Source organism: Caulobacter sp. KR2-114, assembly GCF_049446115.1.
In the GTDB taxonomy this organism is placed as follows: domain Bacteria; phylum Pseudomonadota; class Alphaproteobacteria; order Caulobacterales; family Caulobacteraceae; genus Acaudatibacter.
Genome location: NZ_JBMSEC010000007.1, coordinates 118,602 through 133,417, shown reverse-complemented (window position 1 = coordinate 133,417; position 14,816 = coordinate 118,602). Strand labels below are relative to the sequence as shown.

The following is a 14,816-nucleotide window of genomic DNA, read 5'->3' as shown; positions in this document are numbered from 1 at the left end:
ATGCCCTTCCAGAACCTGTTCGAGCCCTTGGCGCTTGGCGCGTTGACGATTCCCAATCGCATCGTGATGCCACCCTTGACGCGGATGAGGGCCGATAGCGAAGGAACGCCAGGCCCGATCACCGCGCAATACTATGCCCAGCGCGCGTCGGCGGGGCTCATCGTCGCCGAAGCCACGGCGATCAGCTTTCCGGCGCGCGGCTATCCCCAAATGCCCGGCATCCACTCTTCAAAGCAGGTCGAGGGCTGGCGAAGGGTCGTTAAAGCCGTGCATGCGCGGGGCGGCCGCATCGCGATCCAGTTGGTCCATCACGGCCGCTGGTCTCACTCGCTCTACAACCCTGAGGGCGGCCTTCCCGTCGCGCCTTCCGCCATCGGCGCGCCGGGCATGATCTATACGCCGACCTTTACTCAGGTTCCCTTCGAGACCCCGCGCGCGCTTGAGGCTGCCGAACTTCCTGAGATTGTATCCGCGTTCCAGGTGGCGGCGCGCAACGCCATGGACGCCGGCTTCGACGCCGTGGAGATCCACGGCGCCAACGGCTTCCTGCTCGATCAATTCCTGCAGGACGGGAGTAATCGGCGGACGGACGCCTATGGGGGCTCGATCGCCAATCGCGCTCGCCTGCTGTTCGAGGTGGTCGATACTGCCATCGCCGAGATCGGCCGCCAGCGGCTCGGCGTGCGACTGTCGCCCCACGGCAACCTCGGCGGTCTGACCGATACCGACCCCGTCAGCGACTTCAGCTACGTCATCGCCCAGTTGAGCCTGCGCGGCCTGGCCTATATGCACCTCATCGAGCCGCGGGCCTCCTCTGCCGGCATCGGCGACGATGCGAGCGTCGACAGCGCCAACAATGCCCAGCTCTTCCGCCGCCTCTTCGCGGGACCGGTGATCACGGCCGGCGGCTACACGCCCGCCATGGGCTCCGAAGCCGTGCAAGCCGGACTGGCGGACGCGGTCGCCTTCGGGCGGCTGTTCGCGGCCAATCCCGACCTGCCTGAACGCCTCCTACGGGGGGCAAACCTGAACGCCTTCGATCGCTCCACGGCCTACGGCGGCGGCGCTCACGGCTACACCGACTATCCATTCCTCGTCGCCGCGGAGGCTTGAGGTGGACCCGACCGGACATGCGCCTGGCCGGACCTGGGTCGAAATCTTGTCCCGACCCACGCTTAAAGCCTTCGCGATGGCTTTTACCGCAGCCCCCCGGCTCGACGCCTGGATCCTGGGGGCGCCGGTGTGCGGACCCGGCCCCATCCGCGATGTCTTTCAGGCCACGCGCGGCATGTACGAACGCATCGCGTTCACCGCGGAAACTGGCTCTCCGCAACGCAACTGTCTGGCATGGCAAGGCCAGTTTCAAGGGCTCCCGTTGAGCGGCGTGACAACCTTCCGCTTCGACGATCAAGGCCTGATCGAGCGGATTGGACTGAAACACGATCTCAGCGGGCCGGTCTTCAGCTTCTCCGTCGAGTTGAAGCGCCGCATTCGACCGGCTCTGCCGGCGCCGGCTGCCGGCGCGGAAATTCAGCTCACAACCTTTGCAGGCAGACCATCATGCGCATGAGCGGCAACACAATCCTCATTACCGGCGGCGGATCCGGGATCGGGCGCGCTTTGGCCGAGGCGTTTCACCAGCGCGGAAACCAGGTGATCATCGCCAGTCGGCGGATGGCGCGGTTACAGGCGACGATCGACGCCAATCCCGGCATGCTGGCGATCGAACTGGACGTCACCCAGCCCGAGGCGATCTTGCGGGTCGGCCGGCGGCTGATCGCCGAGCATCCGGACCTGAACGTCCTGATCAACAATGCCGGCGTCATGCTCCTGGACAACGTGGCTGGGCCGGTCGACGAGGCGCTTCTCGTCACGACGGTCACGACGAATATCGGCGGCGCGGTCCGAATGAGCGGCGCCCTGATCGACCACCTGAAGACCCGTCCGGACGCCGTCATCATCAATGTGACGTCCGTGCTCGGCTTCGTGCCGCTGTCGGCAACGGCCGCCTATTCGGCCACCAAGGCGGCCCTGCACTCCTACACGCTGTCGCAGCGCTACAGCCTGCGCGCTGCCGGAGTGAAGGTCATCGAACTGGCCCCACCCTGGGTGCGCACCGAGCTTCTGAATAGCACCGAGGAAGAGCGCGCCATGCCCCTGACCGACTTCATCGCCGACGTCATGGCCCAATTGGCCACAGACACGGACGAAATCCTGGTCGGCGAAGCGCGGCAGATGCGATCCAACCCCGGGCCCGATGAGCATGCCTGGGTGGCTCAATTTAACGACCTTGTGCTCGGCGGCGCCCCGCTGGGCTGAGACCAGACTCCCTCTCCACGCCACTCAGAAGGAAACTCAGATGTTCACTCCCTCTCGACTATGCGCCGGCCTTGCCCTGTCGGCGCTGTTGGTCGCCGCGCATCCCGCTGCGTCGGCGCCCGCCGCCACCGTCAAGAACGTCGTCCTCGTCCACGGCGCGTTCGCCGACGGATCGGGCTGGAATGCGGTGGCCGCCATCCTTGAGCGCGATGGCTTCAATGTCAGTATCGCCCAGCCCCCCGAAACCTCGCTGGAAGACGATGTGGCGTCGGTCAACCGCGTGCTGGACACGCAAGACGGCGCCGCGATCCTGGTCGGCCATAGCTACGGCGGCGCGATCATCACCGGCGCCGGGGTAAATCCTCATGTCAAAGCGCTCGTTTACGTGGCGGCGTTCCAGCCAGACGTCGGCGAAAGCCTGGGGTCCCTCGGCGCGAAGATGCCAGCGGCGGGCGCCGCTGCGGTGAAGCCGTCCCCCGATGGCTTCCTCTATATCGAGCGGGCCGCCTTTCATGACGCCTTCTGCGCCGACCTCCCGGCAGCGCAGGCGGACCTCATGGCGCGCTCCCAGGTCGGCCTCTCGATCAAAGCCGCTACCGCGCCCGCAACCGTGGCGCCCTGGAAGACCAAGCCGGTCTATGCCGTGGTCGCCACCGAGGATCGCTCGATCAACCCGGATCTGGAGCGTTTCATGTACCGACGCTCCCACGCCCAGACGATCGAATTGCCCGCCAGCCATGCGGTCTACATCTCCCACCCGGCCGAGGTCGCAGGCCTGATCGAGAAGGCCGCAGAATAAGGCGACGGGAGCCGGCCTTAGGGTCGGCTCCGCGTCTTTCAAAGCGAGCGCCCAAATTCCCGCGATCCGTGCGCAAGGAGCTCAACCTGGTTGTCACGGAGTCAGCTGAAAGCCCGAAGCGATCATTGCGGCAGGGGGTCCCCGGCGACGCCGGACCGCGCGATCTTACGCCGCAGTGTCTCTTCGACAACCCTGGAGAACCTGGCATGCCCAACACTACGCCCGAAAAGAACAAGGCCATTGTCCTCGAAGCCTTCGACACGTTGTTCAACAAGCGAGATTACGTCGCCGCGGAGCGCTTCTGGTCCGACCGCTACATCCAGCACAGCGCCCATATCGCGCCGGGGCGCGAGGGGCTGTTCGACCTGGTCTGCGCTGCACCTCCGGGGCTACGTTACGAGAACCAGCTCATCATGGCCGAGGGCGACCACGTGATCGCGCACGGGCGTTTCAGCGGCAACGGCCGACGCGTTGCTTGGATCGCGGCCGATATCATCCGACTTGAGAACGGCAAGCTCGCCGAACATTGGGACGTGCTCCAGGACGAAGCGACGCAGGCAGAGTCCGCGAGCGGCTTGCCAATGTTCGGCGATAGCTTCCCCGGATAGCGAGAACCGCGACCCCGCCGCGAGCACGGAACTCGCCTTCTCGGTGTGCTCACCCGCGAGCGGATCTTTCGAGCGCTAGGAAAGCTTCAATGCCGGTCATGGGGCCGCCGCCTTACCTACGCTTGTCGTGTCGTGGCGTCGGACGCCGTGGCGTAGTTCATCGGAGGCGCGCCCGAAGCGATTCAAACGGCGCAGCCCCTACGCAGCCAGCGAGGCGTGCTTGGGAACCTTCAGCAGCAGGCCGAGGATGTGACTGCTCACATCATCGGCGGCTACCACAAGCGCCTTGTCCAGGTGCACGTTTTGGTGAGCTTTGGCATTGGGCCGCCCAATTCCTATTACTTTGGTATTGCTTACCGCAAATCGCGAGCGGTCGCGGTAAGCACGGGGTAAGCAGAACAGGGGAAAATTCCTGGTTCGGCCTAGCGTGCTCTCGGCGGCAAAAAGGTCAAGTTATTCAGAGCTTAAGGCGTGCCTTTGGCGGCGATCGGATACTGCCGGAAAAGGGCCCTGGGTCGATTCGTAATGCGTAGGTCAGGTGTTCGAGTCACCTAGGCGGCACCCCCCCCTTCCTCCCTCTCGCGAAAATCTTGCCGGCGCGTTGGCAAGGCGCCCGCGCCGGAGTTGAGCGGCCTTTTCTGTTGCAGCTTAGGGAGTTGTTTATCGAGTCCAGGTTGTAACGGGCGATCGGTTGGCGCAGGCAGTGAGGAGCGCTCGTCGTGAGTACTACGACCGTCGCGCGCCTTCCGCGTTCCCGGCTTGGACCTTCGGACGCCGCCGCCTCGCCTGAACTGTACGGCGAGCCCGCCGCGTCCACTCCGGCCCCGACTCCCGCCCCGGCGCCGACCGCCAGAGCGCCGGGATGGCTCGTCCTGGTGATGGCGGGGCTGGCCGCGCTGGCGGCGGCGTGGGCGCCGCAGATCTTCAACGACGGCGACACCTTCATGCACGTCGCCGCCGGCGAGCGCATGCTGGCGGCCCGCGCCGTCCTGACCACAGACCCCTTCTCCTTCACCTTCGGCGGCCGCCCGTGGCAGACGCATGAATGGCTGTCGGAGGTGCTGATGGCGCTCGCCTTCCGGCTGGGTGGCTGGAGCGCCGTGGCGCTGCTGACGGCCACGGCGTTCGGCGCCACGGCCGGACTGCTGATCCGGCACGCAGGGCGCTGGCTGGCCGGGCCGCCCCTGGCCGCCACGGTGGTGGTGGGTCTGGCCAGCCTCGCGCCGTCGCTGCTGGCCCGGCCGCACATGCTGGCTCTGCCGCTGCTGGAGATGTGGTGCGCCGAGCTGGTGGTCGCGCGGGTGGAGGGCCGAATGCCGGACGTTCGCCGGCTCGCGCTGCTCATGCTTCTCTGGGCCAATGTTCACGCCAGCTTCCTGTTCGGCCTGGCCCTGCTGGGGGCGTGCGGCTTCGACGCCGTGATCCGCGAGCGTGGCGACGCGAGGACCCTGCTGCGCTGGACCGGCCTTGCCGGCGTCTCGGCCCTGGCCGCTTGCCTCGGGCCGCACGGCCTGGACACCCTGCTGTTCCCGTTGCGGATCATGAGCCTGGCGGCGCTGCCCCACATCGACGAATGGCGGGCGATGACGCCGGCGGCCCAGCCGGCATTCGAGGCCGCCCTGCTGGCCGGCGCCTTCGTGCTGATCCGGGTCCGGGCCAGGTTTACCCTGCTGTCGCTCGGCCTGCTGCTGCTGCTGGTCTGGATGGCGCTCGGCCAGGCGCGGCATGTGCTGCTGTTCGGTGTCGTCGCGCCGCTGCTGATCGCGCAGCCGCTCGGTGAGGCGCTGGCGCGGCCGGCGGTGGCGCCGCCCCGGCGCCGGCCCCTCTGGGCTCGGGGTCTCGGCGCGGGGGCGCTGGCGATCATCGTCGCCGCGCCCCGGCTGGCGGTCCCGGTGCGTATCGCCGAAAGCCCGACGGCGCCGTTCGCCGCGCTGCGGCACGTCCCGCCAGCGCTGCGCCGCCAGCCGGTGCTGAACGACTACGCCTTCGGCGGCTACCTGATCCTGGCCGGCGGCGCGCCGTATGTGGACAGCCGGGCCGAGGTCTATGGCGGCGACTTTCTGCAGGCCTACGGCCGCCTCGCCGCCGGGGACCCGACCCAGCTGGCGGCGGCGCTCGCCGATCGCAGGATCCGCTGGAGCCTGTTGCAGCCGGGCACGCCGCTGGCCGCGGAGATGGACCGGGCGCCGGGTTGGCGGCGGCTCTACGCGGACCGGTTCGCCGTGGTGCATGTCCGGGAAGGCTGACGGTCCGGCGCTAGCAGTCCGGCGCGTTTCAGGCCGCCGAGGCGTCTGGATCGCCGGGCGTGAGGCCGCCGCTCACATCAGGGCGGCTGCGCCCTCCCTGGCCGCCGCCCCCGAAGGTCGCGCCCGCTGAGAACGCGGCGAGGGCGCTGGCGATCGACGACGTGAAAACCCGGACGATCCATCATGCAATCCGGAGGCCGCGGCATATCCGCATTTTCGCCCAATCCGTAATTCTCTCGGCATCGCATCGCTCTTGATGCTTCAAGACCTAGAGGGAATTCCGAAAATGAAATCGATTGCTGGTGTTTTCGCCGCGTCCGCCGTCGCTTTTGGCTCCAACGCCATGGCTGCAGAAAAGCCGCCGATCGTCCTGGTGCATGGCGCCTTCGAGAATGCCTCGGTCTGGGGTCATGTGACCGCCAGGCTCGAGGCGGACGGCTACACGGTGGTCGCCGTGGATCTGCCGGGGCGGCCGGGCAATCCCGCCGCGCCCGACAAGGTCAGCCTGAGCCTGTACGGCGACACGGTGGTCGCCGCCCTGGCGAAACTCGACCGCCCCGCCGTGGTGGTCGGGCACAGCTTCGGCGGCATCGTCATCGCCGATGCGGCGGAAAAGGCGCCCGCCAAGGTGAGGACCCTGGTGTTTACCGCCGCCTACCTGCCGCACGACGGCGACTCGCTGGTGTCTCTGGCCAACCGCGATCCCGACGCCAAGGTCGGCCCGCACCTGCAGATCAACAAGGAACAGGGGCTGGCCTCCATCGACTACGCCGCCCGCGCCGACCTGTTCGCCAACGGCGGCTCCGAAGGCCTGCGCAAGGCGATCCCGGACCTGATCCTGGACGAGCCGCTGGCCCCGCTGGCCACGCCCGTGCACGTCACCGCCGGCGGCTTCGGCCGGGTCGACAAGGTGTACATCCACACCGCCGCCGACCAAGTGATCAGCCCGGCCTTCCAGGCCCGGATGGTCGCCAGCACGCCGGTCCGTCGCGAGTTCACCCTGGCCACCGGCCACACGCCGTTCCTCACCGACCCGGACGGATTGGCCGCGGACATCGAAGCGGCGGCGTCCCGCTAAAGGCTTCGTCGATGATCGATGTCGGTGACGGCGGGGCGATGACAATCGCCCCGCCTGCGCCGTTTTCCGGCGCCGGGCGGGCAGGGCGGCCGTCCTCAGATCGTCTTCGCCTCGCTGGGCGCATAGCCGAAGTGGGCCTTGAAGGCGCGACTGAAGGCGGCGTCCGAGGCGTAGCCGGTCTTGTACGCAGCTTCCGTGACCTTCAGCCCGCCGCTGCGCAGCATGTCCGCCGCGATCGTCAGGCGCCAGCGCGACAGATAGCGCAGCGGGGGCTCGCCGACGGCGGCGGTGAATCGCTCGGCGAAGATCGAGCGCGACATCGAGCCCACCGCCGCGAGCGCCTCGACCGTCCAGCGCCGGAAGGGATCGGCGTGCATCGCCGCCAGGACGCGGCCGATCCGTTCTTCCGCCAGGCCCCCCAGCCAGCCCATGCGATGCGCTTCGCTGGCCGCCCAGCTGCGCAGCGTGCGGATCACCAGCAGGTCGATCAGCCGGGAGATCATCAGCGACGATCCCGGATCGGGCTGCTGCGCTTCGTCGACCAGGAAGTGCGAGATCGCGGCGAGCCAGGCGGGCGCGCCCGCGTCGCCTCTGGGAATGTGGATCAGGGCCGGCAGCGCCGACATCACCGCCGGAAGCGGGCTGCCCTCGAAGCTGAAGAAGCCGCTGACCAGCTGGGTCGCCGGGCCCTCGCCGCCATGACGGAGCACCAGCCTGTCGCGGTCGAAGTTGTCGGGGGCGATGGCGTCGACGTCCTTGATCGGCGAGTCGGTCGCGTCGGCGATCACGTGCCCCTGGCCGAGTGGCAGGAGCACCAGGTCCCCGGCCGCGATCCATTGGCGGGCCTGGCCGGAGGGCGTCACCCAGGCGCCGCCGGCCTCGGCGAAGTGGAAGTGCGAGGGGCCGGGCGGGAACCGCAGGCCCCACGGCTGGCGCAACTGCGTCGTGTAGACGAGCTCGCCGCGCAGCCTGATCAGGGTGAGCACCTGGGACAGCACGTCGGTGCGCGCCGCGGACATCCCGAAATCGCTGGTCACCCCGGACGATCCATCCTGTCAGTCGCAGGCCCCGACATAGCGCAACGAAGCGTCTCCGCCACCCGGTGTCGGCGCTGACCCACGCACCGCGACGCCCCGCCGTGAGCGAACCCTAGGCCGCGGACGCCGCCTCGAAGCCGCCCGGGGGCTCGGCCCTGGCGCTGGCGCCCCGGGGGTCGGCGTCGCGGGCGATGCCCAGCACCAGCATCAGACGGGCGCCGAACGGGACGGCGGCGGGGGAGAGGTGTTCCGGCCACTCGCCCGCGCGCAGGCCCAGAATCTCGTGGCTGGGAGCGCCGGCGTAGAGGGGCTGGAACTGGATCTCCGCGCCGGAGGCGTCGCGCAGCACCAGCAGCTCTCCCAGGCCCGCGGCCTGGAAGCTGGCCGGTTCGGCGGCGGGCGGCGGCGCCGCCGCGCCCTTGGGCTGCGGGGTCGGCCAGAGGCGATAGCCGCGCGAGGTGGCGTTGATGATGCGCACGTCGGGGTCGGCCCGCAGCGCCTGGCGGGTAGCGCGGATCTGCACGCGCACGGCGGCCTCGGCCAGGGCCGTGCGGTCCCACACGGTGGTCACCAGCTCGCGGTTGGAGACGAAGTCGCCGCCGCGCCGGGCCAGGGCCACGAGCACGTCGAAGGCGCGCGAGCCGATGGTCTGCGCCTCGCCCTCGAAGGTCAGGGTGCGACGGCCGACGTCCAGCTCGAAGCCGCCGAACTGGAACACCGCCTCGCCAGACGGATCTGGATCAGACGTTTCGGGGCTTTGCATATCGGTCTGCGCGAGGCGGCTGGGCATGGGTCGGGCTCCATTGTGCCGACAGAATGCGCGCGCCCTGATTTGAACGTATCACCCGGCGTGGCGAAGCCCGGCTCACCCAGATGGGGCTGGCCCCGGCGCCCCGACGTGGGCGATGCCTTCTCCTGCGGTTTGCCGGGTCGTAGCATGGGGGCGGACCACCAGGAGGGCAGCTGTGACGGACCGGCCCGATGCGCCCATCCGGATTCTGATCGTCGACGACCATCCGATGCTGCGCGAAGGCGTGGCCGCGGTGATCGAGATGCAGGACGACATGGCCATCGTCGGCGAGGCGGGCGATGCGGCCGAGGCGGTGCGCGCCTATCGCGAGCTGACGCCCGACATCACCCTGATGGACCTGCGCATGCCGGGCGGCTCGGGCGTCACGGCGATCAAGGCCATCCGCGGCGAGCATCCCGCCGCGCGGATCATCGTGCTGACCACCTATTCGGGCGACGCCCAGGCGCTGCAGGCGCTGAAGGCGGGGGCGGCGGGCTATCTGCTGAAGAGCAGCCTGCGCCGCGACCTGCTGGACGCCATCCGCAGCGTGCACGCCGGCCAGCGGCATCTGCAGCCCGAAGTGGCCACGGACATCGCCCTGCACGCCATCGACGACGCCCTGACCGGGCGCGAGATCGACGTGCTGCAGCTGATCGCCACCGGCAACGCCAACAAGCAGATCGCCCGCAAGCTGGACGTCTCCGAGGACACGGTGAAGGCGCACATCAAGAGCATCTTCGCCAAGCTCTACGTCAACGATCGCACCCACGCCGTCACCAAGGCGGCCAAGCGGGGCATCATTGACCTGTAGAGCCGCAGGCGCGCGCCCGGGCGCCCTGGCGCTGCTGCTGGCGATGCTCTGGCTGGCCGTGGCCGCCCCTGCCGCGCTCCTGGCCGCCTCGCGGCCGCTGCCCGGCTTCAAGCACGTGGCCTGGTCGATGGAGGCCGGCGCCCCCAGCCGGGTCAACGCCATCACCCAGTCCGCGGACGGCTATCTGTGGATCGCCAGCGTCGACGGCCTGTTCCGCTTCGACGGGGTCAGCTTCGAGCGCATCGCGGCCAGCGATCCGCGCCTGCAGCGGCCGGTAGTCTCGCAGGTGCTGGCGGCGCGCTCGGGCGAGGTGTGGGCGGGGCTGGCCCGTGGCGACGGGGTGGCGGTGTATCGCAACGGCCGACTGGTCGACGCCGGCATGCCCAATCCCTCGCGCGAGGTGAACGACCTGGCGCAAGGCCCTGACGGCGACATCTGGGTCGCCCGCGGCGGGCGCAGCACGGGCGCCCTGGCCCGCTACCACCAGGGTCGCTGGGAGGAGATCGGGCCGTCGTGGAACCTGCCGGAGGGGCCGGTCTGGCAGATCCGGTTCACGCGCGACGGGTCGCTGTGGGTGGTGCTGTCGGACGCCCTGGTGGTGCGCCGTCCCGGGGCCCGGCGGTTCGAGGCCACCGGCGAGCACGTCACCCCCCGCGCGGGCCTCGCCGAGGACGCCGCGGGGCGGCTGTGGATCTCCGACGCCGTCGGCACCCGCATCGTGCGCCTGTCCGCCGGCGCGCCGGCCAACGCCGCGGCCAGGGCCTATCCCCATCCACGCAAGGTCGGCGGCATCCGCATGCTGTTCGACCGCGCCGGCCGGCTGTGGGGCACCACCTGGAACGAGGGCGTGTTCGTCATCCCGCGGCCGGGCGAGCCGGCGGGCGCGGCCGGCGACGCCGATCCGGCGGTCTCGGCGTTCGACTCCGCCGACGGCCTCACCTCCGACCAGACGCACGCCCTGTTCCAGGACCGCGAGGGCAATCTCTGGATCGGCACGGAGCTGGGCCTGGACATGTTCCGGCCGGCGGCGATGGCCATCGAGCCGCGCATCGCCCCGAACCCGCCGTCCAGCTACCGGATGGCCAGCGCCAGCGAGGGCGTGGTCTATGTGGCCGACGCCAGCGCCCTCTACGCCGCGGTCCCGGGGCGGCCGCTGCGGGCGGTGATGCGCCTGCCCTCGGCGGCGGAATCGCTTTGCCCGGCGACCGGCGGCGGCGTCTGGCTGGCGCTTGAGGACCGCATGCTGCGCATCCGGGGCGCCGCCGTGCAGCGCTTCGACAAGCCGGAGCCGTTCATGGCCTATGGCTGCGCCGAGGACCGCCAGGGCCGGCTGTGGGCGCCGGCGCTGGAGAAAGGGCTGTTCTGGCTGCAGGACGGTCGCTGGCGCCGCTGGCCCGGGCTCACGCCCACCGTCGGCCTGCCGGCCAATGCGGTGACCGGTCCGGATGGCCGGGCGGCGATCCTGTTCCGCACCCGGCCGCCGGCGCTGGCTGACGCTCCTTTCACGCCGCTGTTCAACGGCGCGCTGCCGATCGGCGGCATCGAGGGGATCTTCGCCGGCCGCGACGCCCTGTTCGTCGCCGGCCGCGACGGCTTGGCCCGCCTGCGCGGCGGGGCGGCGCAGGTGCTGCCGGCCGACACGCGCCCCTGGCTCGCCTCGATCAACGGCCTGGTGCAGACCCCGGCGGGGGACACCTGGACCATTGGCGACGCCGGCATCGTGCGGGTCTCGTCGGACGCCCTGGCCCACGCGTTCGACGATCCCGGCCAGGCCCTGCCTTATCGCCTGTTCGACTTCCGCGACGGGCTGAACAGCTTCCCGCAGAAGGCGCCGGGCCCCCAGGCCGCGGTGACGGGGGACGGCCGCGTCTGGTTCCTGACCCGCCGCAACGTGGTGCGCATCGATCCGTCGCAGCTGGCCACCAACATGCTGCCGCCACCGGTGCTGATCCGCACCCTGACGGCCGGCGCCGAAAGCTACGCCGACCCGGCCAACGTCACCCTGCGCGCCGGCTCCAGCAGCCTGGTCATCGGCTACACCGCGCTGAGCCTTTCGGTGCCCAACCGGGTGAGGTTCCGCTACCGGCTGGATGGCGTCGACAAGGACTGGGTCGAGGCCGGCGACCGACGCGCCGCGGTCTACAGCGACCTGGGCCCTGGCGAGTACCGGTTTCACGTGGTCGCGGCCAACAACGACGGGGTCTGGAACCCGGCCGGCGCCACCGTGAGCTTCGTGATCCCGCCGACCTTCTACCAGACCTGGCTGTTCCGGGCGCTGTGCGCCATGGCCGTGATCCTGGCCTTCTGGGCGGCGCTGTCGATCCGCCTGCGCCAGGCGACCGCCCGGCTGCGCGACCAGTGGGAGACACGCCTGGGCGAGCGGCAGCGCATCGCCCGCGAACTGCACGACACCCTGCTGCAGGGGGTGCAGGGGCTGATCATGCGCTTCCAGGCGGTGGCCAACCGCCTGCCGGAGGAGGATCCGGCCCGGCAGGCCATGGACCGGGCGCTCGACCGCGCCGAGCTGATGCTGATGGAAGGCCGTGACCGGCTGCACGACCTGCGCCGCGCCGACGCCCGCGACCTGGAGTCGGTCCTGCGTGAACTGGCGATGGATCAGGACTTCCCGCCCGACACGCGGCTCAGCGTCGTCAGCCAGGGCGAGCCTCGCCCGCTGGAGCCGCACGTGCTCGACGAGGTGGTGCGCATCTCCGGCGAAGCCCTGTTCAACGCCGCGCTTCACGCGCAGGCGGACGAGGTCAAGATCAGCATCATCTATGGGGTCCAGAAGCTGGTGGTGTCGTTCGAGGACGACGGGGTGGGCGCGGACGCCCGGGCCGCCCAGGCGGCGGGGCGCAAGGGACACTTCGGCCTGGTGGGGATGCGCGAGCGCGCGCGCCGCCTCGACGGCTCGCTGGCGTTCGAGACCGCGCCGGGCGCCGGCGCCAAGATCACCCTCAGCCTGCCGGCGCGCATCGCCTACGCCCCGACGCCCCGCCGGCCGCGCAAGGCCGGCCGAGGCCTGGCCAAGCCGGCCTGAGGCGAACCGGGCGGCCGCGGGTTCCGCGACGGCGCCCAGCGCCAAAACGCGGCTCCCCCAGCAAGGACACCGGCGGCGGATCGGCCGATCTAGGCCTCCACCCTTGCCGCAGGGAGGACCATCCATGCCGACGACCGCCGCCAGCGCGACGAAGGTTCCCGGGCGCTGAGGGAAGCCATGCGCCTCTCGCCGCCGGACGGCTTCGTGGCGCTGCTGCGCTGGCGCTTCAGCCCGCTGCTCGCCCGCCTCTTGCTGGCCGCCCCCTTCTTCGTCGGCGCCTGCGCACGGCTCGACGACTGGCGCGGCGCGGTGGCGGAGGCCTCGGCCGCAGGCGTGCCGGCCGCGCCTCTGGCCGTCGGGGTGGCGATCCTGGCCCAGGCCACCGGCGCCCTGCTGCTGGTCTCGCGCCGGCTGACCTGGCTGGGCGCGGTCCTGCTGGGCGCGGTCACCGCCGCCGCCGCGGTCGCTGGCACGCCGATCTGGAGCCTGCCCACCCTGGGCCCGGTGCACGACCTGCTGGTGGTGGCGGCCACGGGGGCCATCGTTGGGGCGCTGGCGCTGGCCGCGATCCAGGCGGAGCCGCCGGATTGAGGCGCGCGCGAGCGTGCGTTCAGAGGCTGGGCTGAGGCGTCGCCGGGCTGCCCTGCAGTCCTTGCCGGTGCTGGCGGCGCCAGACGCTGGGCGGCGCGCCGATGCGCCGCGAGAACAGGCGGGTCAGGTGCGACTGGTCGGCCAGGCCGCAGGCCAGGGCGATGCGCGAGATCGGCTCGTCGCTGGTCAGCAGCAGCACCTGGGCCTGTTCGATCCGCCGGGCGATCAGATAGTCCGAGAACGGCGAGCCGAAGCTGATGCGGAACGCCCGCGAGAAATAGCTCGGGCTGAGCCGCGCTTCCGCGGCGACGTCGCTGAGCCGCAGCGGCAGGGCCAGGTCGCGCTCGATCCGCGCCGAGACCCGCCGCACCTGCCACGGCGCCAGGCCGCCGCGGGCCGCCGGACCGGGCCCCTCGCCGGCGGCCAGGGCGCGCACCTGCTCCATGCACGCCCGCGCCCCCGAGCGGTCGGTCTCCAGGCGCGACAACGCCTCGTTGAGAAGCCGCAGGATCAGCCGGCCATCCGCGGTCTGGGCCGGGATCGTCCTGAGGGGTGCGCCGGGAACCATGAGCTACTCCTTGCGGCGTTGGGCCCCGCAGTCATCGCGCCGGGTCGGCGGCGCGCCCAGTAAGTTCCTGTAAGGAGGCGTTAAGCCGGGGCGGACGACGACTTCTGGAAGGCGAGGCGGCACAACTTTCGGGGGAGCCGCGCGGGGGCGGGCGCGGGGCGGCAGCTGAGCCCGTCAGACGACGCCGCCGTTGGCGCGCAGCACCTGGCCGTTGATCCAGCCGCCGTCGGGGCCGGCCAGGAAGGCGACCGCCCCGGCGATGTCCTGCGGCCGGCCGAGCCGTTCCAGCGGGGCCAGGTGGGCCAGATGGTCGACCACGGCCTGCGGCTTGCCGTCCAGGAAAAGGGCCGTGGCGGTCGGGCCGGGCGCCACGGCGTTGACGGTGATCGAGCGGCCGCGCAGCTCGCCGGCCATCACATGGGTCATGGCCTCGATGGCGGCCTTGGTGGCGGCATAGACGCCATAGGTGGGCGGATAGAGGCCAACCACGCTGGAAGACAGGTTGATGATCCGGCCGCCCTCGCGCATTCGCCGGGCCGCCTCGCGCAGGGTGTTGAAGACGCCCTTCAGATTCACGGCCATCAGGTCGTCGAACAGGCCGTCGTCGCTGTCGGCCAGCGTCGCCAGGCGCATCACGCCGGCGTTGTTGACCAGCACGTCGACGCCGCCGAACGCGGCCTGGGCGGAGTCGAACATGTGCGCCACCGCGGCGGGGTCGGACACGTCGGCCTGGGCGGTGATGGCGCGGCCGCCGGCGGCCTCGATCTTCGCCGCCAGGGCCTCGGCCTCGGCGGCGCGGCCGGCATAGTTGACCACCACCGTGAAGCCGTCGGCGGCCAGCCGCTCGGCGATCGCCGCGCCGATGCCGCGCGAGGCGCCGGTGACGATGGCGACCTTGTGGTCCTGAGCCTGGGTCATGGGAGTCTCCG

The 14,816-nt window shown here is 70.7% G+C and carries 14 protein-coding genes; 10 read left to right on the top strand and 4 right to left on the bottom strand.

Annotated elements, in window-relative coordinates; genetic code table 11:
• From ACO2Q3_RS22355 to ACO2Q3_RS22325, 7 genes are all read left to right on the top strand, one after another.
• Complete coding sequence (locus ACO2Q3_RS22355) at positions 1-1,113, top strand: alkene reductase (protein WP_423311181.1); 1,113 nt, start codon at positions 1-3, stop codon at positions 1,111-1,113.
• A 1-nt stretch (position 1,114) separates the two neighbouring features.
• Positions 1,115-1,570 carry a hypothetical protein gene (locus tag ACO2Q3_RS22350; protein WP_423310673.1) on the top strand — a complete coding sequence of 152 codons (456 nt, stop codon included), beginning with the start codon at positions 1,115-1,117 and terminating at the stop codon, positions 1,568-1,570.
• Positions 1,561-2,319, top strand: coding sequence for an SDR family oxidoreductase (locus ACO2Q3_RS22345; RefSeq protein ID WP_423310671.1), 759 nt, complete (start codon positions 1,561-1,563; stop codon positions 2,317-2,319). The genes ACO2Q3_RS22350 and ACO2Q3_RS22345 overlap by 10 nt, the downstream gene beginning before the upstream one ends.
• Before the next feature lie 40 nt (positions 2,320-2,359).
• Complete coding sequence (locus ACO2Q3_RS22340; protein WP_423310669.1) at positions 2,360-3,118, top strand: alpha/beta fold hydrolase; 759 nt, start codon at positions 2,360-2,362, stop codon at positions 3,116-3,118.
• Between the two features lie 206 nt (positions 3,119-3,324).
• A complete protein-coding gene (locus tag ACO2Q3_RS22335; RefSeq protein ID WP_423310667.1) occupies positions 3,325-3,726 on the top strand; it encodes a nuclear transport factor 2 family protein in 402 nt (133 codons plus the stop codon).
• An 878-nt stretch (positions 3,727-4,604) separates the two neighbouring features.
• Positions 4,605-5,972, top strand: coding sequence for a hypothetical protein (locus ACO2Q3_RS22330; protein WP_423310665.1), 1,368 nt, complete (start codon positions 4,605-4,607; stop codon positions 5,970-5,972).
• A 286-nt stretch (positions 5,973-6,258) separates the two neighbouring features.
• Positions 6,259-7,050, top strand: coding sequence for an alpha/beta fold hydrolase (locus tag ACO2Q3_RS22325; RefSeq protein WP_423310663.1), 792 nt, complete (start codon positions 6,259-6,261; stop codon positions 7,048-7,050).
• A 95-nt stretch (positions 7,051-7,145) separates the two neighbouring features.
• Here the strand turns inward: ACO2Q3_RS22325 and ACO2Q3_RS22320 are convergent, their stop codons facing one another.
• Both ACO2Q3_RS22320 and ACO2Q3_RS22315 read right to left on the bottom strand, forming a co-directional pair.
• The gene (locus ACO2Q3_RS22320) at positions 7,146-8,087 is read right to left on the bottom strand and encodes an AraC family transcriptional regulator (protein ID WP_423310661.1); all 942 of its coding nucleotides are present in this window, start codon (positions 8,085-8,087) and stop codon (positions 7,146-7,148) included.
• A 112-nt stretch (positions 8,088-8,199) separates the two neighbouring features.
• Positions 8,200-8,877: a winged helix-turn-helix domain-containing protein gene (locus ACO2Q3_RS22315; RefSeq protein ID WP_423310659.1), complete on the bottom strand. Its 678-nt coding sequence runs from the start codon at positions 8,875-8,877 to the stop codon at positions 8,200-8,202.
• 175 nt (positions 8,878-9,052) lie between these two features.
• Between ACO2Q3_RS22315 and ACO2Q3_RS22310 the strand changes: the two genes are divergently transcribed.
• From ACO2Q3_RS22310 to ACO2Q3_RS22300, 3 genes are all read left to right on the top strand, one after another.
• Positions 9,053-9,688 carry a response regulator gene (locus ACO2Q3_RS22310; protein WP_423310657.1) on the top strand — a complete coding sequence of 212 codons (636 nt, stop codon included), beginning with the start codon at positions 9,053-9,055 and terminating at the stop codon, positions 9,686-9,688.
• Complete coding sequence (locus tag ACO2Q3_RS22305; protein ID WP_423310655.1) at positions 9,678-12,728, top strand: sensor histidine kinase; 3,051 nt, start codon at positions 9,678-9,680, stop codon at positions 12,726-12,728. The genes ACO2Q3_RS22310 and ACO2Q3_RS22305 overlap by 11 nt, the downstream gene beginning before the upstream one ends.
• A 177-nt stretch (positions 12,729-12,905) precedes the next feature.
• Positions 12,906-13,319 (top strand): DoxX family membrane protein, encoded by a 414-nt coding sequence (locus ACO2Q3_RS22300; protein ID WP_423310653.1) that lies wholly within the window; start codon positions 12,906-12,908, stop codon positions 13,317-13,319.
• A gap of 19 nt (positions 13,320-13,338) precedes the next feature.
• On the opposite strand, the gene ACO2Q3_RS22295 is transcribed toward ACO2Q3_RS22300, so the two are convergent.
• Together ACO2Q3_RS22295 and ACO2Q3_RS22290 are read right to left on the bottom strand one after the other, a co-directional pair.
• On the bottom strand, positions 13,339-13,887 hold the full coding sequence (locus ACO2Q3_RS22295; protein ID WP_423310651.1) for a helix-turn-helix transcriptional regulator: 549 nt from the start codon (positions 13,885-13,887) through the stop codon (positions 13,339-13,341).
• Positions 13,888-14,061: 174 nt separating this feature from the next.
• Positions 14,062-14,805: an SDR family oxidoreductase gene (locus ACO2Q3_RS22290; protein WP_423310649.1), complete on the bottom strand. Its 744-nt coding sequence runs from the start codon at positions 14,803-14,805 to the stop codon at positions 14,062-14,064.
• Between the last annotated feature and the right edge of the window lie 11 nt (positions 14,806-14,816).

Bases quoted from the DNA above. Each gene is read 5' to 3' on its own strand.
- ACO2Q3_RS22290 (WP_423310649.1), bottom strand. From the start codon at position 14,805: ATGACCCAGGCTCAGGACCACAAGGTCGCCATCGTCACCGGCGCCTCG.
- ACO2Q3_RS22315 (WP_423310659.1), bottom strand. From the start codon at position 8,877: ATGCCCAGCCGCCTCGCGCAGACCGATATGCAAAGCCCCGAAACGTCT.
- ACO2Q3_RS22325 (WP_423310663.1), top strand. From the start codon at position 6,259: ATGAAATCGATTGCTGGTGTTTTCGCCGCGTCCGCCGTCGCTTTTGGC.
- ACO2Q3_RS22340 (WP_423310669.1), top strand. From the start codon at position 2,360: ATGTTCACTCCCTCTCGACTATGCGCCGGCCTTGCCCTGTCGGCGCTG.
- ACO2Q3_RS22300 (WP_423310653.1), top strand. From the start codon at position 12,906: ATGCGCCTCTCGCCGCCGGACGGCTTCGTGGCGCTGCTGCGCTGGCGC.
- ACO2Q3_RS22295 (WP_423310651.1), bottom strand. From the start codon at position 13,887: ATGGTTCCCGGCGCACCCCTCAGGACGATCCCGGCCCAGACCGCGGAT.
- ACO2Q3_RS22345 (WP_423310671.1), top strand. From the start codon at position 1,561: ATGCGCATGAGCGGCAACACAATCCTCATTACCGGCGGCGGATCCGGG.
- ACO2Q3_RS22330 (WP_423310665.1), top strand. From the start codon at position 4,605: ATGGCGGGGCTGGCCGCGCTGGCGGCGGCGTGGGCGCCGCAGATCTTC.
- ACO2Q3_RS22335 (WP_423310667.1), top strand. From the start codon at position 3,325: ATGCCCAACACTACGCCCGAAAAGAACAAGGCCATTGTCCTCGAAGCC.
- ACO2Q3_RS22355 (WP_423311181.1), top strand. From the start codon at position 1: ATGCCCTTCCAGAACCTGTTCGAGCCCTTGGCGCTTGGCGCGTTGACG.